Origin of the sequence: Vibrio sp. TRT 21S02 (assembly GCF_050113675.1) — a bacterium.
Lineage (GTDB): Bacteria > Pseudomonadota > Gammaproteobacteria > Enterobacterales > Vibrionaceae > Vibrio.
The window spans coordinates 409200-431756 of sequence record NZ_JBNJOI010000003.1; the positions used below are offsets into that span (position 1 = coordinate 409200).

22 protein-coding genes are annotated in these 22557 nt (G+C 44.2%); 14 read left to right on the top strand and 8 right to left on the bottom strand.

Annotated features, from left to right (window positions below):
* Positions 1-56 precede the first annotated feature (56 nt).
* Complete coding sequence (gene seqA, locus ACQEXU_RS05910; RefSeq protein ID WP_367987056.1) at positions 57-596, top strand: replication initiation negative regulator SeqA; 540 nt, start codon at positions 57-59, stop codon at positions 594-596.
* A gap of 89 nt (positions 597-685) precedes the next feature.
* Positions 686-2332 carry a phosphoglucomutase (alpha-D-glucose-1,6-bisphosphate-dependent) gene (pgm, locus tag ACQEXU_RS05915; protein ID WP_427010052.1) on the top strand — a complete coding sequence of 549 codons (1647 nt, stop codon included), beginning with the start codon at positions 686-688 and terminating at the stop codon, positions 2330-2332.
* 107 nt (positions 2333-2439) lie between these two features.
* Here the strand turns inward: pgm and ACQEXU_RS05920 are convergent, their stop codons facing one another.
* Positions 2440-3192, bottom strand: a complete 753-nt coding sequence (locus ACQEXU_RS05920) for a DUF1853 family protein (protein ID WP_427010053.1) — start codon at positions 3190-3192, stop codon at positions 2440-2442.
* 132 nt (positions 3193-3324) lie between these two features.
* Here ACQEXU_RS05920 and ACQEXU_RS05925 point away from each other — a divergent pair, with 132 nt between their 5' ends.
* Positions 3325-4083: a Nif3-like dinuclear metal center hexameric protein gene (locus ACQEXU_RS05925; RefSeq protein WP_427010054.1), complete on the top strand. Its 759-nt coding sequence runs from the start codon at positions 3325-3327 to the stop codon at positions 4081-4083.
* 72 nt (positions 4084-4155) lie between these two features.
* Here the strand turns inward: ACQEXU_RS05925 and ACQEXU_RS05930 are convergent, their stop codons facing one another.
* Positions 4156-5445 carry a citrate synthase gene (locus tag ACQEXU_RS05930; RefSeq protein WP_367987052.1) on the bottom strand — a complete coding sequence of 430 codons (1290 nt, stop codon included), beginning with the start codon at positions 5443-5445 and terminating at the stop codon, positions 4156-4158.
* Positions 5446-5841: 396 nt separating this feature from the next.
* Here ACQEXU_RS05930 and sdhC point away from each other — a divergent pair, with 396 nt between their 5' ends.
* From sdhC to sucD, 8 genes are all read left to right on the top strand, one after another.
* Positions 5842-6234 (top strand): succinate dehydrogenase cytochrome b556 subunit, encoded by a 393-nt coding sequence (gene sdhC, locus ACQEXU_RS05935; RefSeq protein WP_427010055.1) that lies wholly within the window; start codon positions 5842-5844, stop codon positions 6232-6234.
* Positions 6228-6572 (top strand): succinate dehydrogenase, hydrophobic membrane anchor protein, encoded by a 345-nt coding sequence (sdhD, locus tag ACQEXU_RS05940; RefSeq protein WP_367987050.1) that lies wholly within the window; start codon positions 6228-6230, stop codon positions 6570-6572. Before sdhC ends, sdhD begins: the two co-directional genes overlap by 7 nt.
* Positions 6573-8339, top strand: coding sequence for a succinate dehydrogenase flavoprotein subunit (gene sdhA, locus ACQEXU_RS05945; RefSeq protein ID WP_367987049.1), 1767 nt, complete (start codon positions 6573-6575; stop codon positions 8337-8339). It begins immediately after the preceding gene.
* Between the two features lie 15 nt (positions 8340-8354).
* Positions 8355-9065 (top strand): succinate dehydrogenase iron-sulfur subunit, encoded by a 711-nt coding sequence (locus ACQEXU_RS05950; protein WP_427010056.1) that lies wholly within the window; start codon positions 8355-8357, stop codon positions 9063-9065.
* A 92-nt stretch (positions 9066-9157) separates the two neighbouring features.
* A complete protein-coding gene (gene sucA / locus ACQEXU_RS05955; RefSeq protein ID WP_427010057.1) occupies positions 9158-11983 on the top strand; it encodes a 2-oxoglutarate dehydrogenase E1 component in 2826 nt (941 codons plus the stop codon).
* 28 nt (positions 11984-12011) lie between these two features.
* Entirely contained in the window at positions 12012-13220 is a 1209-nt protein-coding gene (gene odhB, locus ACQEXU_RS05960) for a 2-oxoglutarate dehydrogenase complex dihydrolipoyllysine-residue succinyltransferase (protein WP_427010058.1), read from the top strand.
* Positions 13221-13421: 201 nt separating this feature from the next.
* Positions 13422-14588: an ADP-forming succinate--CoA ligase subunit beta gene (sucC, locus tag ACQEXU_RS05965; RefSeq protein WP_367987045.1), complete on the top strand. Its 1167-nt coding sequence runs from the start codon at positions 13422-13424 to the stop codon at positions 14586-14588.
* The gene (gene sucD, locus ACQEXU_RS05970) at positions 14588-15460 is read left to right on the top strand and encodes a succinate--CoA ligase subunit alpha (protein WP_005476019.1); all 873 of its coding nucleotides are present in this window, start codon (positions 14588-14590) and stop codon (positions 15458-15460) included. Before sucC ends, sucD begins: the two co-directional genes overlap by 1 nt.
* Positions 15461-15524: 64 nt before the next feature.
* Here sucD and ACQEXU_RS05975 read toward each other — a convergent pair whose 3' ends face one another.
* Positions 15525-15809 (bottom strand): hypothetical protein, encoded by a 285-nt coding sequence (locus ACQEXU_RS05975; protein ID WP_367987043.1) that lies wholly within the window; start codon positions 15807-15809, stop codon positions 15525-15527.
* Positions 15810-16549: 740 nt separating this feature from the next.
* On the opposite strand from ACQEXU_RS05975, the gene ACQEXU_RS05980 reads away from it, so the two are divergent.
* Positions 16550-17068 carry a GNAT family N-acetyltransferase gene (locus ACQEXU_RS05980; protein ID WP_427010059.1) on the top strand — a complete coding sequence of 173 codons (519 nt, stop codon included), beginning with the start codon at positions 16550-16552 and terminating at the stop codon, positions 17066-17068.
* Here the strand turns inward: ACQEXU_RS05980 and ACQEXU_RS05985 are convergent.
* Together ACQEXU_RS05985 and ACQEXU_RS05990 are read right to left on the bottom strand one after the other, a co-directional pair.
* A complete protein-coding gene (locus ACQEXU_RS05985) occupies positions 17016-17315 on the bottom strand; it encodes a DUF3301 domain-containing protein (protein ID WP_427010060.1) in 300 nt (99 codons plus the stop codon). The two genes, ACQEXU_RS05980 and ACQEXU_RS05985, sit on opposite strands and share 53 nt — an antisense overlap.
* 3 nt (positions 17316-17318) lie before the next feature.
* Positions 17319-18356, bottom strand: a complete 1038-nt coding sequence (locus ACQEXU_RS05990) for a DUF3549 family protein (RefSeq protein WP_427010061.1) — start codon at positions 18354-18356, stop codon at positions 17319-17321.
* A 74-nt stretch (positions 18357-18430) separates the two neighbouring features.
* On the opposite strand from ACQEXU_RS05990, the gene ACQEXU_RS05995 reads away from it, so the two are divergent.
* Positions 18431-18745 (top strand): YqcC family protein, encoded by a 315-nt coding sequence (locus ACQEXU_RS05995; RefSeq protein ID WP_427010062.1) that lies wholly within the window; start codon positions 18431-18433, stop codon positions 18743-18745.
* Positions 18745-19467 (top strand): tRNA pseudouridine(65) synthase TruC, encoded by a 723-nt coding sequence (gene truC, locus ACQEXU_RS06000; protein WP_427010079.1) that lies wholly within the window; start codon positions 18745-18747, stop codon positions 19465-19467. Before ACQEXU_RS05995 ends, truC begins: the two co-directional genes overlap by 1 nt.
* Before the next feature lie 40 nt (positions 19468-19507).
* Here the strand turns inward: truC and dxs are convergent, their stop codons facing one another.
* The 3 genes from dxs to xseB are packed head-to-tail and all read right to left on the bottom strand — an operon-like array spanning position 19508 to position 22542.
* Positions 19508-21373: a 1-deoxy-D-xylulose-5-phosphate synthase gene (gene dxs / locus ACQEXU_RS06005; protein ID WP_427010063.1), complete on the bottom strand. Its 1866-nt coding sequence runs from the start codon at positions 21371-21373 to the stop codon at positions 19508-19510.
* Between the two features lie 19 nt (positions 21374-21392).
* On the bottom strand, positions 21393-22277 hold the full coding sequence (gene ispA, locus ACQEXU_RS06010; RefSeq protein ID WP_427010080.1) for a (2E,6E)-farnesyl diphosphate synthase: 885 nt from the start codon (positions 22275-22277) through the stop codon (positions 21393-21395).
* 22 nt (positions 22278-22299) lie between these two features.
* Positions 22300-22542, bottom strand: a complete 243-nt coding sequence (gene xseB / locus ACQEXU_RS06015) for an exodeoxyribonuclease VII small subunit (protein ID WP_367987037.1) — start codon at positions 22540-22542, stop codon at positions 22300-22302.
* Between the last annotated feature and the right edge of the window lie 15 nt (positions 22543-22557).

Consider the following 22557-nt stretch of genomic DNA (forward strand, 5'->3'; position numbering starts at 1 on the left):
AGAAAAGATCTCGCTATAATCCCCATGAGTTTAAACATAGAGATTGTGAAAAGCGAATGAAAACAATTGAGGTTGATGAGGATTTATACCGTTACATCGCAAGTCAAACCCAACATATCGGAGAGAGTGCTTCAGATATTCTGCGTCGTTTATTGAACGTTGATGGTGATGTTCAAGTTATGGAACCGGTAAAAAATGTTGAGCCACAAGGTATTGTGGTTAGCAAAGATGCTGGGGAAAGAATGTCGGTTGATGCCGTTAAAGAAATGCGTTCGATGCTAATTTCAGATGAATTTGCTGGACTGAAAAAAGCAATTGATCGTTTTATGTTGGTGCTTTCAACGTTATACCGAATTGATCCAGCCGGTTTTGCTGAAGCAACTCAAGTTAAAGGGCGTAAGCGCGTTTATTTTGCTGAAAATGAGCAGACGTTACTAGAAAGTGGGAATACGACCAAGCCGAAGTCGATTCCTAACACGCCTTTCTGGGTTATTACCAACAATAACACCAGTCGAAAAAGACAGATGGTAGAACAATTGATGGGCCGAATGAGTTTGCCTGCTGACCTCGCCGAAAAGGTCATCAATGCCATTTAAGCCGAACTAATTTAAACCTCATAACAGGTAAGAAACAGTGTTATGAGGTTTTTTATTTTTCTAATCTTAATTTTAAGAAAGGTGTCGACATGGCTATGCACCCAAGAGCGGGACAGAAAGCGCAGCAGCAAGATCTGCATAACATCCCAGCTTTGGTTTCTAATTATTTTCTTCTTCAACCAGAACCTTCAAACCCTGCTCATAAAGTAGAGTTTGGTACCTCAGGACATCGTGGTACGGCAGATAAAGCAACATTTAATGAGAATCATATCTTAGCTATTGCTCAAGCGGTTGCTGAAGTTCGTGCAGAGCAAGGTACGACAGGTCCTTTATTTGTTGGTAAGGATACGCATGCGTTGTCTGAGCCTGCATTCTCAAGCGTAATTGAAGTATTGATTGCAAATGGTGTAAAGGTCATCGTTCAACAAGATAATGGCTACACTCCAACACCAGGTATTTCACACGCGATCCTGACTTATAACATCAAGCATGATGATAAAGCTGATGGCATTGTAATTACGCCATCACACAACCCACCTCAAGACGGCGGTATTAAATACAACCCAACTCACGGTGGTCCAGCAGAAGCAGAACTGACTCAAGCTATCGAAGATCGTGCAAATACGCTAATTGCTGAAGGTTTGCAGGGTGTTAAGCGTCTTCCACTAGCAGAAGCTAAAGCATCAGAGTTGTTTGTTGAAATGGATTTAGTGAAGCCATACATAGATGACCTAGTAAACGTTATCGACATGGAAGCTATCCAAAAAGCGAATCTGAAGATTGGTGTTGACCCATTGGGTGGCAGCGGCATCGATTACTGGCGTCAAATTGGCCAGGCATACAACCTAGATCTGACACTAGTGAGTGAAGCGATTGATCCTTCTTTCCAATTCATGTCTCTAGACAAAGATGGCGTTGTACGTATGGACTGTTCTTCTCCTTACGCAATGGCAGGTCTATTGGCTCTGAAAGACGAATACGATTTAGCATTTGGTAATGACCCGGATTATGACCGTCACGGTATCGTAACGCCAAAAGGTTTAATGAACCCTAACCACTTTTTAGCGGTTTGTATCGACTACCTATACCGTCATCGTGACGTGTGGGGTAAAGAGGTTGCTGTTGGTAAAACGCTTGTATCAAGTGCACTGATTGACCGTGTTGTTGCGGATCTAGGTCGTGAGCTTTGCGAAGTGCCTGTAGGCTTCAAATGGTTTGTTGATGGCCTTTACACTGGTAAGTTTGGCTTCGGTGGTGAAGAAAGTGCAGGTGCATCTTTCCTTCGTAAAGATGGTACGCCTTGGTCAACTGACAAAGATGGTATTTTACTATGTCTTCTAGCGGCTGAAATCACTGCAGTTACAGGCAAGAACCCACAAGAGTACTACGAAGAGCTTGCGGCGAAGCATGGCGAATCTAAGTACAACCGCATTCAAGCTGTAGCGAATGGCCCTCAAAAAGACGTATTGAAGAAGCTGTCTGCTGAAATGGTTGCGGCTGAAACACTGGCCGGCGATGCAATTACGGCTCGCCTGACGCACGCTCCAGGTAACGGTGCTGCAATCGGTGGTCTAAAAGTAACGACAGCTAATGGTTGGTTCGCTGCTCGTCCATCTGGAACAGAAGACATCTACAAAATTTACTGTGAAAGCTTCAAAGGTGAAGAACACCTAAAACAAATCGAAGCAGAAGCACAAGAAATCGTTAATCAAGTGTTTGCAGCCGCTGGTCTGTAATTCGAACGATTAAGGTTTTAAAAAGGGCTGACCGAGTGTCGGCCCTTTTTTTATGGAAACCCAAACAGAGCGCATTTTTTAGGATTACAGAGCGTTGTACTCCGCTTTTAATTCGGCCAAGTATCCGGTACAACAAACCAAAATTGACCACTCTTTGTCTGAGCATGAATGAACCGGTTTGATGGCTTATCTATGGGTTCCAAGAACTCGCCATTGCCTATTGCCCAAAGAGGTTTCGAAAGGGCGTAAAGCGGCTCGGTAATTAGATCCCATTGACTTTGATAGCACCAATAACCAGATATTTGGTTAGAGTCTAACTCGTAACCCAGGCAGCTTGTCGGTAACGGATCCGTTGAGAAAGGGTTGATGTAAAGGCGTCCTTGCATCAATAAATGTTCGCTCGGCACGCTCCCCAAAGACAGTTGTTGACGGAATTCATCTCTCTGGCTCATTTTTAGTTGGTGGGTCAGCATGCGATCGAGCTTTTTATGTAGCTGATCGTGAGCATTCGGTCCATACCAAATGCCTTTATGGAATAAGTAGAACTTAATTGCCACTTCCCAGTGTTCGTATTGATTGCTTTCCAGATTTTTCAGGATCAAGTCGACAGCACCAATTGTGCGTCCAGTCGCGTCATTGAGTTGAATTTCTTCAGCAATCAATTCATATCGAGGCGAGCTAGTTAGCAGCTTAGTGCAAAGGTGTTGGTATAGAAAACCAAGTCGAGGGTTACCATTATAATTTTCATCTTCTGGTAAGGGGTGATTGGGAATATCTTCAACAGTGGCAAAAGGAGATTTGAGTTTAAATAGTGGAGGCGTGTTTGCAATCCATTGGTAGAAACGTTGTAGCGAATTCATCCATTATCCTTGTTATCACTCTGAAAGCCTTTTTATTGTATCGAAATTTATTCGAGTTGGGGATGTGACAACTGGCATCCTGATTACGGTTCGATATACACTTTGGTCAAGCCACAAGTATTGGAAGTAATAATGAACAATTTACAGCTGGAAAAGATCCTCAACGAGAAACTGTCGCCGCAACTTATCAAAGACTACGCTCCAAATGGTATGCAAGTTGAGGGTAAGTCAGAAATCAAACGTATTATTACGGGTGTAACCGCTTCGCAAGCATTGATCGATAAAGCTATCGAGTTGGAAGCAGATGCATTGCTTGTTCATCATGGCTATTTTTGGAAAGGTGAACCAGAGCCAATTCGTGGTATGAAAGGAAAGCGTATCCGTAGTTTGATTAAGAATGATATCAACCTGTACGGGTACCACTTACCGTTAGACATTCACCCAGAACTTGGTAATAACGCAGAACTTGCACGTTTATTGGAAATTGAAGTGGAAGGCGGGCTTGAAGGCCACCCTCAATCAGTTGCTATGTTTGGTCGTTTAAAGCAAGCGATGACAGGTGCTGAGTTTGCTAACAAAATCAATCTAATATTAAACCGTGAACCTCTACATATTGCACCTGAAAATGCGGATAAAATGATAGAGGCAGTCGGTTGGTGCACTGGCGGAGGTCAGGATTTCATTGAGCTTGCTACTCAGCATGGATTAGATGCGTTTATTTCGGGAGAGATCTCAGAACGTACGACTTACACCGCTCGTGAGTTGGATATTCATTATTTTTCAGCTGGTCACCACGCAACGGAACGTTACGGTATTAAAGCTCTGGGAGAATGGTTAGCAAGAGAGCATGGTCTTGAAGTTGAGTTTATTGATATCGATAACCCAGTATAAGCAAGTTGGACTTTGCGCAATAAAAAAGGGTTGAGACGCGAGTCTCAACCCTTTTTTCATACTGTTAGCTGCTTATTCACGCTCGTGAAGTGGTGAAAACTCACGCTGTGTTTCACCCGTATAAAGCTGACGAGGGCGGCCAATTCGGTTGCCTGGATCGCTATGCATTTCATTCCAGTGAGCGATCCATCCAATTGTACGAGACATAGCAAAGATCACTGTGAACATAGAGACAGGAATACCAATAGCTTTTAAAATGATTCCCGAGTAGAAATCAACATTCGGGTATAGCTTCTTCTCTACGAAATATTCATCAGAGAGTGCAATTCGCTCAAGCTCCATTGCCACATCTAAAAGTGGATCTTGGATATTAAGTTCCTTAAGCACTTCGTGACAAGCTTCCCGCATTACTGTTGCACGAGGGTCGTAGTTCTTGTAAACACGGTGCCCGAAGCCCATTAGACGGAATGGGTCATCTTTGTCTTTCGCTCGCTCTACGTACTCAGGAATGTTATCTACACTGCCGATCTCTTCAAGCATCTTCAGACACGCTTCATTAGCACCACCGTGTGCAGGACCCCACAGAGACGCAATACCAGCAGCAATACATGCAAATGGGTTTGCACCAGAAGATCCAGCTAATCGAACCGTTGAAGTGGAAGCATTTTGCTCGTGGTCTGCGTGAAGCGTGAAAATCTTATCCATAGCACGTGCAACCACAGGATTCACTTCGTATTCCTCACAAGGGTTTGCAAACATCATGTGAAGGAAGTTTTCTGCGTAACTTAGGTCATTACGTGGATAAATGAATGGTTGGCCGATAGAGTATTTGTAACACATCGCAGCCAAGGTAGGCATCTTTGATAGTAAACGATAAGCAGCGATTTCACGGTGCGTATCGTTATGGATATCTAGGGAATCATGGTAAAACGCGGCTAGAGCACCAACAACACCACACATTACAGCCATTGGGTGCGCATCACGGCGGAATCCGTGGAAGAAGCTAGCAATTTGCTCATGGACCATTGTGTGGCGGGTAACCGTCGTTTTAAATTTTTCGTATTGCTCACGAGTAGGGGCTTCACCGTAAAGAAGAATGTAACAAACTTCTAAGTAGTCAGCGTTATTTGCTAACTGATCGATTGGAAAGCCTCGGTGCAGTAACACGCCCTTAGCGCCATCGATGTAGGTGATTTGAGATTCACAAGATGCAGTGGCAAGAAAACCAGGGTCAAAAGTAAAGAATCCATTTGCTCCCAGTTTTCGAACATCGATTACTTGCGGGCCAATAGTCCCGTCCATAATCGGCAGTTCGATTGGCGCTTTACCTTCAATATGAAGGGTCGCTTTCTTATCTGCCATAACAATCTCCTTTGTTTATTATTTAATCCGTCCAGGATGTTTATGTGCCATTTTTGTACGTTGGTTCGTTAACAAAGTCAATTTTTCTCCGCTGATGTGTGCACTTGTTTTGATTTTTTATGCGCATAAAGTTAAAAATCTGTTCTGTGTAGCAAAAAATGTTACATCAATTGTATTAGAATGTTGCTAGTCTTATAGTGACGCTGTAAATTTTGGGGGAAACCTTATAAATTCAAGGCTTGAAACAAATGTGAGGTGACGTTTCTTTCCTTGTTTGTTAACAAGTGTTTTACAATTAACCGGCCCGATTTGAGGGTTTTCTTGTTAAATAAATGTTAACTTTTGTAAGTTTGCAGCCAAATTTCGTTTATAACAATAAATGCTCAATGGAGCTGAGTGAGCAAGCCCGTGAAAGAAAGAAAGTCAAGACCTGTAAATCTAGATCTACAGACCATTCGCTTTCCTATCACTGCAATCGCATCAATATTACACCGGGTATCTGGTGTAATCACGTTTGTAGCGGTAGGTATTTTGTTATGGTTGCTGTCCATTTCTCTGTCATCCCCTGTTGGGTTCATGGAAGCCAGCGATATTGTCGATGGTTTTTTTGTGAAGCTAATTCTTTGGGGAATACTAACTGCTTTGGCCTATCATATTGCGGGTGGTATTCGCCACTTGCTAATGGATCTCGGTCATTTTGAAGAACTTGAGTCAGGAGCATTGAGTGCCAAAGTGGCATTTGGTGCGACGGCAGTTTTATCGTTATTGGCGGGGATTATGGTATGGTAAAACACGTTTCCTCTTTTGGTCGTAATGGTGTGCATGATTTCCTATTGATCCGTGCAACAGCCATCATTATGACGTTATACACTATCTATTTAGTGAGCTTCTGTGCGTTCACTGATATCTCTTACGCATCTTGGACCCAATTCTTTGGTGGTACTTTTACTAAAGTATTTACCATGCTTGCTTTGGCTTCCGTTTTAATTCATGCCTGGATTGGCTTGTGGCAAGTGCTAACTGATTACATCAAGTGCACCAAGCTACGAGGTGCACTTCAATTAAGTGTGATAGCCGTGCTATTGGGTTATTTCTTCTCTGGTCTGTTTATTTTGTGGGGTGCGTAAGTGACTATTCCAGTTCGTGAATTTGATGCCGTGGTTATCGGCGCTGGTGGTGCAGGTATGCGCGCTGCACTACAAATATCAGAGCAAGGCTTATCTTGTGCTTTGCTATCTAAAGTTTTTCCAACTCGTTCTCATACTGTTTCTGCGCAGGGTGGTATCACCGTTGCGCTTGGTAATTCGCATCAGGATAATTGGCAATGGCACATGTACGACACTGTAAAAGGTTCGGACTACATTGGTGATCAAAATGCAATCGAGTACATGTGTAAAAACGGTCCTGAGTCTGTTATCGAACTCGAGAAAATGGGTCTTCCATTCTCTCGCTTTGATAACGGTACAATTTACCAACGTCCGTTTGGTGGTCAGTCAAAAGAGTTTGGTGGTGAGCAAGCGGCTCGTACAGCAGCTGCGGCAGACCGTACAGGTCACGCACTTCTTCATACGCTTTACCAACAAAATGTAAAACACAAGACAACTATTTTCTCTGAATGGTACGCACTAGACTTGGTGAAAAACCAAGATGGCGCGATCATGGGTTGTACCGCTATCTGTATGGAAACGGGCGAGATTTGTTACTTCAAATCGAAAGCAACCATTCTAGCAACAGGTGGTGCAGGTCGTATCTACGCGTCAACAACGAACGCACACATCAATACTGGTGATGGTGTTGGTATGGCACTTCGTGCTGGCGTTCCAATGCAAGACATGGAAATGTGGCAGTTCCATCCAACTGGTATCGCTGGTGCAGGTGTTCTTGTTACAGAAGGTTGTCGTGGTGAAGGTGGTTACCTTCTAAATAAAGACGGTGAGCGCTTCATGGAACGTTACGCACCAAACGCGAAAGACCTTGCAGGTCGTGACGTAGTAGCGCGTTCAATGATGATTGAAATCCGTGAAGGTCGTGGTTGTGACGGTCCTTGGGGTCCGCACATCAAGCTGAAACTGGATCATCTAGGTAAAGACGTTCTTGAATCTCGTTTACCAGGTATCTGTGAGCTTTCACGTACATTCGCGCATGTGGACCCAGTGAAAGAGCCAATTCCAGTAATCCCAACCTGTCACTACATGATGGGCGGTGTTCCAACACAAGTTTCAGGTCAAGCAATCAAGCAGACTGCTGACGGCAATGACGTTGAAGTTCAAGGTCTATACGCGTGTGGTGAAATCGCTTCGGTATCAGTACACGGTGCAAACCGTCTGGGTGGTAACTCACTGCTTGACCTTGTGGTATTTGGTCGCGCGACAGGTCTACACCTTGGCGAAACATTGGCTGCACAAGCTGAAGCTCGCCCTGCGACAGAATCTGATATTGAAGCATCTCTAGCGCGTACTATGCGTTGGGAAAACAGCACTGGTGGTGAAGACCCAGTTCAAATTCGCAAAGATCTGCAATCTTGCATGCAAAACAGCTTCTCGGTATTCCGTGAAGGCGATGCAATGGCAACAGGTCTAGAAGAACTAAAAGTGATTCGTGAGCGTCTACAGGATGCACATCTTGCTGATAAGTCTTCTGAATTCAACACGCAACGCATTGAATGTCTAGAGTTAGATAACTTGATGGAAACTGCGTTCTCAACAGCAGTGGCGGCTAACTACCGTACTGAAAGCCGTGGTGCACATGCTCGCTTCGACTTCCCAGAGCGTGATGATGAAAACTGGCTATGCCACTCTATCTACAATCCGGAAACGGAAGCGATGACTAAGCGTGATGTAAACATGACGCCAGTTCATCGTGAAGCTTTCCCGCCGAAAGTACGTACTTACTAAAGGGAGGATATGACCATGAAATTGAACTTCTCTTTATACCGCTACAATCCGGATGTGGACACTAAACCTTACATGAAGGATTACATTCTTGAAGTGGAAGAAGGCTCAGACATGATGGTTCTGGATGCGCTGATTCTACTAAAAGAGCAAGATCCGAGCATCTCGTTCCGTCGTTCCTGCCGTGAAGGCGTATGTGGTTCTGACGGCCTAAATATGAATGGTAAAAACGGCCTAGCGTGTATCACACCGCTATCTGCACTGCAGGGTGATAAGATTGTCATTCGCCCATTACCGGGTTTACCTGTGGTACGTGACCTCATCGTTGATATGACTCAGTTTTACGATAATTACGCGAAAGTAAAACCGTTCCTAATTGATGATGACAAATTGCCACCATCGCGAGAAAACCTGCAGACGCCAGATGAGCGTGCCCATTTAGATGGTTTATACGAATGTATCATGTGTGCGTGCTGCACCACATCGTGTCCTTCATTCTGGTGGAATCCTGATAAGTTTATTGGGCCTGCGGGCTTGCTAGCTGCTTACCGATGGCTAATTGATAGTCGAGATACGGCTACGGATGAACGTTTGTCAGATTTAGACGATGCATTTAGCGTTTTTCGTTGCCATAGCATCATGAATTGTGTAAGTGTTTGTCCTAAGGGACTAAATCCGACGAAAGCTATTGGTCATATTAAGAGTATGCTGGTTAATCGTTCGATTTAATTTAATAAAACAAATTGCCGATCCAGAGGGTCGGCTCTTTATAGCTCGGCGTAGACCGACGCAAACGTGAAAACTACTGGTTAAGGGAAAATATGCACAACGGCGTGATGAAGGCATGGCTCGAGTCTTCACACTTGGCTGGCGCCAATGCAACCTACGTAGAAGAACTCTACGAACTGTATCTAAGTGACCCCGATCAGGTAAGTGAGGAGTGGAGACGTGTATTTGATGGTTTGCCTGTGCAAGCCTCTGAGGTGGTGGAACAGCCACATTCACGTGTCCGTGATTACTTCCGACGACTCGCTCAAGAAACAAAGCATTACAATGTCCAAGTTAGTGATCCTGATGTCGATGCTAAACAAGTAAAAGTTCTACAGCTTATCAATGCTTATCGTTTTCGTGGGCATCAAGCTGCAAACCTAGACCCCCTAGGTCTATGGAAAAGAGATGCGGTTCAAGATCTTGATCCTTCCTTCCATACTCTTACCGAAGACGACTTCCAAGAAACGTTTAATGTAGGTTCTTTTGCTATTGGTCAAGAGACCATGGTGCTTAAAGATCTCTACGATGCACTGAAGAAAACTTACTGCGGTTCTATCGGTGCTGAGTATATGCACATGACAAACACTGAGCAAAAGCGTTGGATTCAACAGCGTTTAGAATCAGTGGTAGGTCAACCATCATTTAATGACGAAGAAAAGCGTGCATTCTTAGAAGAGCTTACAGCTGCTGAAGGCCTTGAGCGTTATTTAGGGGCTAAATTCCCTGGGGCTAAACGTTTCTCGTTAGAAGGTGGTGATGCCCTGATCCCAATGACGAAAGAGATTATTCGTCATGCCGGTGGTCAAGGGATGCGTGAAGTTGTAGTTGGTATGGCTCACCGTGGACGTTTGAACATGCTGGTCAACGTTCTTGGTAAAAAGCCTCAAGACCTGTTCGACGAGTTTGCTGGTAAGCATGATGAAACATGGGGAACGGGTGACGTTAAATATCACCAAGGTTTTTCTGCTGATTTTGCAACGCCAGGTGGCGATGTACATTTAGCGCTAGCCTTCAACCCATCCCACCTTGAAATTGTTAACCCAGTGGTTATTGGTTCAGTACGTGCTCGTCAAGACCGCTTGAATGATAAGAATGGTGATGCTGTTCTTCCTATCACTATCCACGGTGACTCTGCCATTGCGGGTCAAGGTGTAGTTCAAGAAACATTCAATATGTCTCAGGCTCGCGGTTTCTGTGTCGGTGGTACAGTTCGAATCGTGGTGAATAACCAAGTGGGTTTCACGACATCTAATCCTCGTGATACGCGTTCAACCATGTACTGTACTGATATCGCTAAAATGGTACAGGCACCTATATTCCACGTGAATGCTGATGATCCTGAAGCGGTTGCTTTTGTTGCCCGCCTGGCTCTGGATTATCGCAATACATTTAAGCGTGATGTTGTGATTGATCTAGTTTGTTATCGCCGCCATGGTCATAACGAAGCAGATGAGCCAAATGCAACTCAGCCTTTGATGTACCAGAAAATCAAAAAACACCCAACGCCTCGCAAACTGTATGCAGATGTATTGATCGACCGTGGTGAGTTCGATATTGAAACGGCAACCCAGTTGGTTAATGAATACCGTGATGCATTAGATCATGGTGAAGTCGTTGTTAAAGAATGGCGTCCGATGGCATTGCACTCTGTTGATTGGTCACCTTATCTTGGACACGATTGGAACATTGATTGGGACAGTCAAGTTGATGTTGAACGCTTGAAAGAGTTAGGCAATAAGGTATGTCAGTTCCCTGAAAGTCATAAGCTTCAAAGTCGAGTGAATAAGCTGTACAACGATCGTTTATCTATGATGAATGGTGAGAAGCAGATCGATTGGGGTATGGCTGAAACGCTTGCCTATGCAACATTGGTTGATGATGGGAAACGCATTCGAATTTCTGGACAAGACTCAGGACGTGGCACATTCTTCCATCGTCACTCAGTTCTGCATAACCAAACAGACGCCAGCACATTTATTCCACTAGCGAATATTCATGACAAACAAGGGCCATTCCAAGTGTTTGACTCGGTATTGTCTGAGGAAGCTGTACTTGCATTTGAATACGGCTATGCGACGGCAGAGCCAAGTGGTTTAACGTTATGGGAAGCGCAGTTTGGTGATTTCGCTAACGGTGCCCAAGTTGTTATTGACCAATTTATCTCATCAGGTGAGCAAAAGTGGGCGCGTTTATGTGGTCTAACGATGTTACTACCTCATGGTTATGAAGGTCAGGGGCCAGAGCACTCATCCGCTCGTCTTGAACGATACCTACAGTTATGTGCTGAGCAAAATATGCAAGTTGTTGTGCCATCAACACCTGCTCAGGTTTACCACATGCTGCGTCGTCAGGTCGTTCGTCCAATGCGACGTCCTTTGATTGTAATGTCTCCTAAATCATTGCTTCGTCATCCGTTGTGTACGTCTTCGATCGAAGAGCTCGCCAATGGTACGTTCCAGCCTGCTATTGGTGAAATTGACAATATTGCTCCAGAAAAAGTGAAACGTGTTGTTTTTTGTTCTGGCAAGGTCTACTTCGATCTACTTGAACAGCGCCGAAATAATGAGCAAGATGATGTTGCTATTGTACGTATCGAGCAACTGTACCCATTCCCACTTGAGGAAGTACAAGCCTCGATCGCCGAGTACAAAAATGTTGTCGATTTTGTGTGGTGTCAGGAAGAGCCTCAGAACCAAGGTGCTTGGTACTGTAGTCAACATAATTTCCGTGCTGCGATACCTACAGGAGCTGACCTTAAATATGCAGGACGACCTGCTTCAGCGTCCCCTGCGGTTGGTTATATGTCAGTACACTTGAAACAGCAAAAAGCGTTAGTTGAAGACGCTTTAAACGTGAATGCAAAAACTTCGGATTAAGAACTAGAAGTAAAAGGAAGAAACAGATATGACTATTGAAATTCTGGTTCCAGATTTACCTGAATCAGTGGCCGACGCAACTGTTGCAACATGGCACAAACAACCAGGCGACGCCGTTGAGCGTGATGAAGTTCTGGTTGATATTGAAACTGATAAAGTTGTGCTCGAAGTGCCAGCTCCTGAAGCCGGTGTTTTAGAAGCCATTATTGAAGAAGAAGGTGCAACCGTACTTTCTAAACAATTAATTGCTAAGCTTAAGCCTGGTGCTGTTGCTGGAGAGCCTACGACAGATACTACGGAAGAAACAGAAGCGTCTCCAGATAAGCGTCATAAAGCTGCGCTTATTGAAGAAAGCAATGATGCACTTAGCCCTGCCGTTCGTCGACTGCTTGCTGAACATAGCTTGGAAGCATCTCAAGTGAAAGGTACAGGTGTCGGTGGTCGTATTACTCGAGAAGACATTGACTCTCACCTAGCTAACGCGAAGGCTGCACCGAAAGCAGAAGCCTCTGCAGTGGTTGAAGCGCCAGCAGCAGCCCGCAGCCAAAAACGTGTACCAATGACGCGTCTACGTAAGACAGTGGCAAACCGTCTTCTAGAAGCTAAGAACAATACGGCGATGCTAACAACGTTTAACGAAGTGAATATGAAACCAATCATGGATCTTCGTAAGCAATATAAAGATCAGTTCGAAGAGCGTCACGGTACTCGTCTTGGTTTCATGTCTTTCTACGTAAAAGCAGTAACAGAAGCGCTGAAACGTTACCCAGAAGTGAACGCATCTATCGATGGTGATGACATCGTTTATCACAACTACTTCGATATTAGTATGGCGGTTTCTACGCCACGTGGTCTGGTCACTCCAGTTCTAAAAGACTGTGACACACTAGGTTTTGCTGACATCGAAAAAGGCATTAAAGAGTTAGCTATTAAAGGCCGTGACGGTAAGCTAACCGTTGATGAACTGATGGGTGGTAATTTCACTATCACAAATGGCGGGGTATTTGGCTCATTGATGTCGACGCCAATCATCAACCCACCACAATCGGCAATCTTGGGTATGCACAAAATCCAAGAGCGTCCAATGGCAGTTGATGGCAAAGTAGAAATTTTGCCAATGATGTACCTAGCACTCTCTTATGACCACCGTTTGATTGATGGTCGTGAGTCAGTAGGATTCCTTGTCACCATTAAGGAGCTACTGGAAGATCCAGCGCGTCTGCTATTAGACGTTTAATATCGCTAAAACGTCGAGTTATCTCTGATAGCTCGACGTTTTTTGCACCTAAGGCTAGACTTGCTCAGCGTCTGGCCTTCATTTGAGTCGTATAGGCACTCTGAATATATGGCTTACTTGAGAAGACCCTACAGACGCATCGTAAAAGCGGTGTTATGGAAATAATAAATCCCTTAAGGGAATAACAAACGGAATATCAAAATGAATTTGCATGAATATCAAGCCAAACAGCTGTTTGCAGAATTCGGTTTGCCAGTGCCGGAAGGCTACGCATGCGATACGCCTCAAGAAGCCTTTGAAGCGGCTGGCCGTATCAGCACTCAAAAGAAAGTAGTGAAATGTCAGGTCCATGCGGGTGGACGTGGTAAAGCTGGTGGCGTTGAGCTACACGATACGAAAGACGGCGTTAAAGAGTTTGCACAAAAGTGGCTAGGTAAAAACCTAGTAACTTACCAAACAGATGCAAATGGTCAGCCTGTCACTAAGATTCTAGTTGAAGAAGCATCGAACATTGCTAACGAACTTTACCTAGGCGCAGTTGTTGACCGTGCAACTCGTAAAGTTGTATTCATGGCATCTACTGAAGGTGGTGTTGAAATCGAGAAAGTTGCAGAAGAGACTCCAGAGTTGATTCACAAAGCGGCTATCGACCCATTAGTAGGTCCTCAAGCTTACCAAGGCCGTGAACTAGCATTCAAGCTAGGTCTTGAAGGTGACCAAATCAAACAATTTGTTAAGATCTTCATGGGTCTTGGCAACATGTTCTCTCAGTACGATCTAGCTCTACTAGAGATCAACCCTCTTGTGATTACTGGTGAAGGCAATCTGTTATGTCTTGATGGTAAGATCAACATCGACTCTAACGCAATGTACCGTCAGCCTAAGCTACGTGAAATGCATGATCCTTCGCAAGAAGATGAGCGTGAAGCACACGCAGCTCAATGGGAACTGAACTACGTAGCACTAGACGGTAACGTCGGCTGTATGGTTAACGGCGCAGGTCTAGCAATGGGTACGATGGATATCGTAAATCTACACGGTGGTAAGCCAGCTAACTTCCTAGATGTCGGTGGCGGCGCAACGAAAGAACGTGTAGCAGAAGCATTCAAGATCATCCTATCTGACGACAATGTAAAAGCAGTACTAGTAAATATCTTCGGTGGTATCGTGCGCTGTGACATGATCGCTGAAGGTATTATCGGTGCAGTTAAAGAGGTAGGTGTAAGCGTACCAGTAGTTGTTCGTCTAGAAGGTACTAATGCAGACCTAGGTCGCGAAGTTCTTGCTAATTCTGATGTTGATATCATTGCAGCTGAGTCGCTAACTGACGCAGCTAAGAAAGTTGTTGCTGCTGCGGAGGGCAAATAATGTCTGTACTAATTAATAAAGACACCAAAGTAATCTGTCAGGGTTTCACTGGTGGTCAAGGTACTTTCCACTCTGAGCAAGCTATCGCATACGGTACACAGATGGTTGGTGGTGTTTCTCCGGGTAAAGGCGGTCAAACTCATCTAGGCCTTCCTGTATTCAATACAGTACGTGAAGCAGTAGAAGCAACTGGCGCAACAGCAACAGTTATCTACGTACCAGCACCTTTCTGTAAAGATGCAATCCTAGAAGCGATTGATGCGGGTATCGAGCTAATCGTGACCATCACTGAAGGCATCCCTACAACCGATATGATCGACGTGAAGGTGAAGCTAGAAGAAACTGGCGTTCGCATGATTGGTCCTAACTGTCCGGGTCTAATCACTCCAGATGAGTGTAAGATTGGTATCATGCCTGGTCATATCCACAAGAAAGGTAAAGTGGGTATCGTATCTCGCAGCGGTACACTAACTTACGAAGCAGTTAAGCAGACTACAGACGAAGGTTTTGGTCAGTCTACTTGTGTAGGTATCGGTGGTGACCCAATCCCAGGTTCAAACTTTATCGACATTCTGAAGCTGTTCCAAGAAGACCCTGAAACTGAAGCAATTGTAATGATTGGTGAAATCGGTGGTACTGCAGAAGAAGAAGCTGCTGCGTTCATTAAAGAGAACGTCACTAAGCCAGTGGTTTCTTACATTGCAGGTGTAACAGCTCCTCCGGGTAAGCGTATGGGTCACGCAGGTGCAATCATTTCTGGTGGTAAAGGTACTGCGGAAGACAAGTTTGCAGCTCTAGAAGCGGCAGGTGTTAAGACTGTGAAGTCTCTAGCTGACATCGGTAAAGGTTTACGCGAAATCACGGGTTGGTAATTGAACCAATTTGGAAAAGGAAAGGCTTGGTTTACCAAGCCTTTTTTAATTGATCACATATAGCTTATTTATCCAGTTTCTTTTCTAATGCAATCAACCTCGATGTCAGATCCGCGACTTTCTTTTCAAGTTCTTCGATTCTGTTGTTTTCATTTGATTCAGTTGCAGCAATTTCGACTTTAGGTACTCGATTAGCATTTTTCCATGTTTTGATAGTCGTAATAAGGGCTGGAATAGGCACATTACTACTTAATCTTGCTTTGACCAAAGCTACAGTTGGTTCTTTTCCCTGATTTTGTAGTTGCTGCATTATCCCATGCAATTCTTCGGTTACATCTTTAGTTAACATCCTCTATTCCTGTGTCAAATCGGTGATACAACCATATTATAACCTTTCTATTGAGAAGATATGCTTGCTTATTGAGTTGCTTTGCACAATGTTATTAAAACACGAGTAGCCCAATAGCCTGATGCTTTGTGAGAGATCGCTTACTTGAATGTGAGAAGAGTCTTTTAAACGAAAGAGTTTTTATATTTAATTCATCCTAACTTATTGATCTTTTGGTGTTTTTTGTTCTTTGGTTATGGTTTTCTCTATTGATATAAGTGGAAGGATATTGTTGGGAAAAGCAATATTGGTACAGTAGAACCTGTTGGTTGGAAGCTGACATGGAAGGACAGGCAAAGGATAGTGTAGCCACGGCAGGAAACCGTGTTGATTTTTATTAGGAAGAAGTAAAGGACAATACTTCGCCACTATTTTGAAGGAATAAGTAGTGCTCTAGACAGCAAAAGGTGTTGGTGCTAGAGGGGGAGGGACACCGCTTGGGATGGCGTAGACATATACAGATTACTGTAATGTAGTAAGGAATATATGGAGTAAAACTAGCAGGATGCCATGCGATAAGCTACTAGCCCCATACTTCTATGTTGGGGCTTTTCTTTACCCAAGACTTTCTGGGGTATGAGAATAATTACAATTACATAAATAAACTCATACTCAGATCAATATATACAATAGTGAGTTGGTTTAACGTTTCGACCTTCACTTAGTCAGTCGATTTGATTTACAAAACCAAGGGTATGGTGATGACGATTGTAACTCGAAGAACGCTTTTAGTGCCTTATAGTGAGTCACTACAATCAGATTTTTTGATGCTTAACTGCTGCGCGAAAAATCGTGCGGAAATGAATGGACCTCATACCGTTGCCAGCGCAAAACAACTGTTTCAGCGTATTCTTAATGACCCAAGTATTTACGCGATGGCAGTGCTAGATATTCAAACTCGTGAATATATGGGGCATGTGTTTATATCAGAGATAGACAGTGCGCCAGAGCTTGGTTATCTCTTTGACAAAACCTATTGGGGAAAGGGGCTTGGTACTGAGGCTGTCAAAGCTTTCTTTTCAAGAGCATGTTGGGAACTGAACTTAGAAACAGTCAAAGCGACTGCAAATACTCATCACACCGCGTCGCTCTCAATCCTTAATAAACTGGGCTTTGTTTTGGTTGGTGAGCATGAAGACACGTTCGGGCCTTTTTTGGAGTTTGTTTTCACATCCGATGTGGAGGCAGATGAAAATTGCCAGCTTGAAAGCCATACATAGTGAGTTCTCCGACGTAGCAATCGTCTCCAAGCGAAGAAAACTCAAATTGATACACAGTATGCCAACGCCAGATGCCGTCTAGCGTTTTTATTTTATGGGCTTTAAGAGCGATACTGATCATTTGCAGTTCAAGCTGTTCACATTTACGGTTTACAATGTTTTTCGCAATTTCAGCCTGACGCCGTTGCTGCCAAAACAAAAAACAAACCATTGATAGCGCTAATATAGCAAATAAATCAGTCATCATTGTTTACCCCTTAGTTGCTTGCTGGAGTTTAATTAGAGCTTGGGAAAGCTCTGGTGATGGGCTGCTATGTAGCAAGGGTAGCAATACTAACCGTAACTGAGGCAACATCACTAAGTCGGCAAATAGCTGATTAAATAATGGCTGATTTCCTGTTTGTGCTAAGCGTAACAAGAATGTCTCAGCAAGGGTGCTGTCTGCCAGTAAATGCCAACTTCTTCCTGCGATACCTATCAACACTTCTTGATGGCTTAACCGAGGGGAGGTGAGTACCTGCTCTAGAATTGGCTGAGCTAGGCTCTTATCAGCACCCGATAAAGCGCGGGCTAATGCTCCAAGCAAAAAAAGATCAGGGTCTGAGCTGGATATTTGTTGCTGCGCCATCTCAGCGAGGCGTATGGCGAGCTTTTCCGGTAGCGGAGTATGTTCTAAAGCCCCAAGTAATGCATAGAGAGGCTCAGCTGGTAAATGAGGCAGTGCTTTACGAAGGTTTACACCATTTTGCTCTTGTCCTAGGCGTGCACACATGTCGGTGACACCTTGCAATCCGACTGTTTGCCACTTCTCCCACCCTAAACCACCAGAAAAGTAGTGCTGTGCATGTTCGTAGTATTGGCTGCAGGGTAGAGTTAAGAGAGCGCGTACCTGACTATGAAATACTGCCATCTTGTCTTCGGCAGGTTTAAACGTATATGGGTTATTTGCGAGTTTTTGCTGTTGCTCTTCGGACATATTATCTTGTAAGCGACTTCCCATCGCTTCAACAACAAATTTGATGAAATTACCCACATCGGACTGCTTTAACAACCCTCTTTCATCCAGTTCAAATTTAAGAAACCATATCCACGGTTGGTTATGTTCATTCCAGTATGCAATGGCTAGATGCGCTTTACGCTGCATTGGATAAGGGTAGGGTTGTTGGCCTTGCTCAACCTTTTCAAAGACATGGTTATCGATAGGACTGATGCGTCGTCCTAGATCGAAAATCTGGTACTGGCAGTGACTATTGATCAATAGCTGAGTAAGAGTATGAATCGTTTCCATGGAAGAATTGTCCTAACTTTCTTTCCCTTATAAATGGTACTCTATTGCTGATTTTCAAGGTCTTGAAGAAGATAATGAAGAAAGAAGAACAAATATTAATGTTACTCAAGCAACTGCAAGTCACTATGATGCGGTTAGAGCTTTGGCAGGAGGCTTCCCCTGCCAAAGATGCGCTTGAAAGCACCGAACCTTTTGCTATTGATGTATTAGCACCTCATGAGTGGCTGCAGTGGGTATTTATTCCCAAGATGGAGTCGATATTGCTTCACCGAGAAAAACTCCCTGCTGGTTTTAGAATGTCGCCTTATTTTGAAGAAAGCTGGAAAGATGAAACACACCTAGAGTCATTGATTGTAATTATTCGACAAATTGAAGAGGCATGTGCTTGATGTTAGAAATTGTCTATCAAGATGAATATTTTGTCGCCGTCAATAAGCCAGCAGGAATGTTAGTTCACCGAAGTTGGTTAGATAAGCATGAAACCCAATTTGTGATGCAGACGTTGCGTGATCAGATTGGTCAGCATGTTTTTCCACTACACCGTTTAGATAGACCAACTTCCGGAGTGTTGATGTTTGCGCTTTCGAGTGAAGTCGCATCACAAGTGATGCCGATGTTTGCGAATCATGAAATGGAAAAGACCTATCATGCGATTGTACGCGGATGGATTGTTGAAGAAGGACGCTTAGATTACCCGCTAAAAATTGAGTTAGATAAGATAGCGGATAAACATGCAAGTCAGGAGAAAGAGGCCCAAGATGCGATTACTGATTATTGTCCTCTTGCTCAGGTAGAAATCCCCTATTCGACAGGAAAGTTTCCAACAACACGATATTGTTTGATGGAGTTAAAGCCTCTGACAGGACGAAAGCATCAGCTGAGACGTCATATGGCGCACTTACGTCATCCAATCGTTGGTGACACGACGCATGGTGATGGAAAACACAATAAGCTATTTCGAGAGGTTTATGACTCTCATCGCTTGTTGTTGCATGCATCGAAGTTGGTGTTTACTCATCCGTTTAGTCAGCAAACAGTGGTGATTAAAGCGGGAGTTGATGATACTTGGAAAAAACTGTGTTCTGAGTTTAACTGGATTTTACCGCAATAAAAAAGCCCTCATCAGAGGGCTTTTTTACAATGATAAATGATCATTTTTCAAGGTAGTTGCGAATTGATTGTTCAATTCCCTTAGCATCCAATCCTAGTTCTTCATGAAGTTCTTCTTGAGTACCTTGAGCGATGAACTTATCGGGTAAACCAAGGTTCAAAACTGGTTTCAATAGCTTTTCTTTCATCATGAACTCAATCACGCCAGCACCAGCGCCGCCAGCGATGGCATTTTCTTCAAGAGTGATGAGGACATCATGCTCATTGGCCAACTGCTTAATTAATGCTTCATCAAGTGGTTTGACAAAACGCATATCTGCAACTGTTGCATTCAACGCTTCTGCCGCTTTAAGTGCGTTGTCTAAGAACGTGCCGAAACTAAGAATTGCGACTTTCTCACCTTGACGAACGAGGCGACCTTTACCGATTTCGAGTGCGGTAAATTCTTTTTCGATCTCAATGCCCCGACCTGTACCGCGAGGGTAACGAACAGCAGAAGGTCCGGTATGCTTATGACCAGTATAAAGCATCTGACGACACTCATTTTCATCACTTGGCGCCATGATCACCATATTAGGAATACAGCGCATAAAGCTAAGGTCGAAAGCCCCTTGGTGGGTTTGACCATCGGCGCCGACTAAACCCGCTCGATCAATCGCAAACATTACAGGCAAGTCCATGATAGCAACGTCATGAATCAACTGATCGTAGCCACGCTGTAGGAAGGTTGAATAGATGGCAACAATTGGGCTATCACCCGCAATAGCCATACCTGTTGCTAATGTTACAGCGTGCTGCTCTGCAATCGCCACATCGAAGTACTGATTCGGGTACTCTTTCGAGAATCGAACCATGCCAGAGCCTTCACGCATTGCAGGCGTTATGGCCATAAGCTTGGGATCTTGGGCCGCCATATCACAGAGGAAATCACCAAAAATCTTCGAGAAAGATGGCTTGCCACCGTTACTCTTAGGTAGTGAGTTATGGCTAGGATCAAATTTAGGTACACCGTGATAACCGATTGGATCTTTCTCGGCAGGTGCGTAGCCTTTACCTTTTTTGGTCATAATGTGTAAGAACTGAGGGCCTTTTAACTCACGCATATTGCGGAGTGTTTTGACCAGTTCAATGACATCATGACCATCCACTGGGCCAATGTAGTTAAAACCAAGCTCTTCGAAAAGAGTGCCTGGAACTACCATTCCTTTTAAATGCTCTTCAGTACGACGCACTAGCTCTTTAATTGGTGGGATACCAGAAAGGACCTTTTTTCCACCTTCACGAATGGAAGTGTACAAACTGCCTGACAATACTTGTGCTAAGTGGTTATTGAGCGCGCCAACATTTTCTGAAATCGACATTTCGTTGTCATTTAGAACCACCAGCATGTCAGGATGAATATCACCTGCGTGGTTCATTGCTTCAAAAGCCATACCAGCAGTGATGGCACCATCGCCAATAACACTTACTACTTTACGATTTTGGCCTTCTTTGTCTGCACTGATTGCCATTCCTAAAGCCGCACTAATTGAAGTGGATGAGTGACCGACAGACAAAGTGTCGTATTCACTTTCTTCTCTCCACGGGAAAGGGTGCAGCCCATTTTTTTGGCGAATGGTTGGCATTTGTTCGCGACGGCCAGTTAAGATCTTATGTGGGTATGCTTGGTGGCCCACATCCCAAATTAACTGATCAAAAGGGGTGTTGTAGACATAGTGAAGTGCTACCGTCAGCTCAACCGTGCCCAAACCAGATGCTAGGTGACCACTAGACTGGCTAACTGAATTTAATAAATATGTGCGTAGTTCCTCACACAGCTCCGGCAGCGTCTCTTTGGGTAAGCTGCGTAGCTCATCAGGTGTATTTGCCAGTGCCAGTGTTGGATACTTTGAAATATTAAGAGTCATATAGTTGCGCGCTTTTAGTTTAGTTCTTGCGCTCGATGACGTATCGGGCGAACTCTTCGAGTAACTCTGTATTGTATGGGATTGCTTCTAACGCTTGAAGTGCCTCTTGCAACAGAGTATGAGCTTTGTTTACTGCGCCTTCCAAGCCAAGTAAAGCTGGGTAGGTGCTTTTATTCAATTCTTGATCGGAACCTTGGGGCTTGCCTAAGGTTTCGGTGTCACTAATGATATCTAAAATGTCGTCTTGAACCTGAAACGCCAGACCAATTGCATCCGCAAATTGATCCAGTTGCGGCAATATGGCTTTGCCTTTTTCGCCAGCGGCCAATGCGCCAAGGCGAATGGCACATTTAATTAATGCACCTGTTTTGTTTCTGTGGATCTCTTCTAACTCAGCTATCGATATCGCTTTATTTTCTGCCGCTAAATCCAATGCTTGACCCATACACATACCTTGTGCGCCAGATGCCTCAGCTAAGACCTGCACCATACGAATTCGGTTGGTTTCAGCTTGTGGCGCAAGTTGGCCTTCGGCCAAAATGGTAAATGCCAATGTTTGCAGCGCGTCGCCTGTCAGAATCGCCGTTGCCTCGTCAAATTTTATGTGGCATGTCGGCTGACCTCTGCGCAGCGCATCATCGTCCATTGCAGGTAAGTCATCATGGATCAGCGAATAGGCATGAATACATTCGACAGCAGACGCTGGCGTATCGAGATCTGAAAGTTCAATACCGAGCATCTCGCCAGTAATATAGACTAAGAAAGGACGTGCGCGTTTGCCTCCCAATAAAAGGCCATAACGCATTGCCTCAATTAAGGCTTGGTTCTGATGTGGAAGTTGAGTCAGCCAGTTTTCTAGCTGCTGATTATTTCTTTGTTGGTAAGAGGGTAGAGCCTCAAGCATAAAGCGATCTTCTTTGGTACGGTTATTCAGACTGAGAATCAAATTCACTCAATGGAGCATCATCGTTATCTTGCAACAAGATACTGACACGCTGCTCGGCATCACTCAGTTTGGTTTGACCAGCTCGGGCTAGAGCAATACCACGTTCGAATTTTTTCAAAGCGTCGTCTAAAGACAGGTCACCATTTTCAAGCTGATCAACCAGTGTGTCCAACTCGTCAATTGTGGCTTCAAAAGTCATATTTTCAGGTTTTTTGCTCGCCATAACTTATCTACGTTT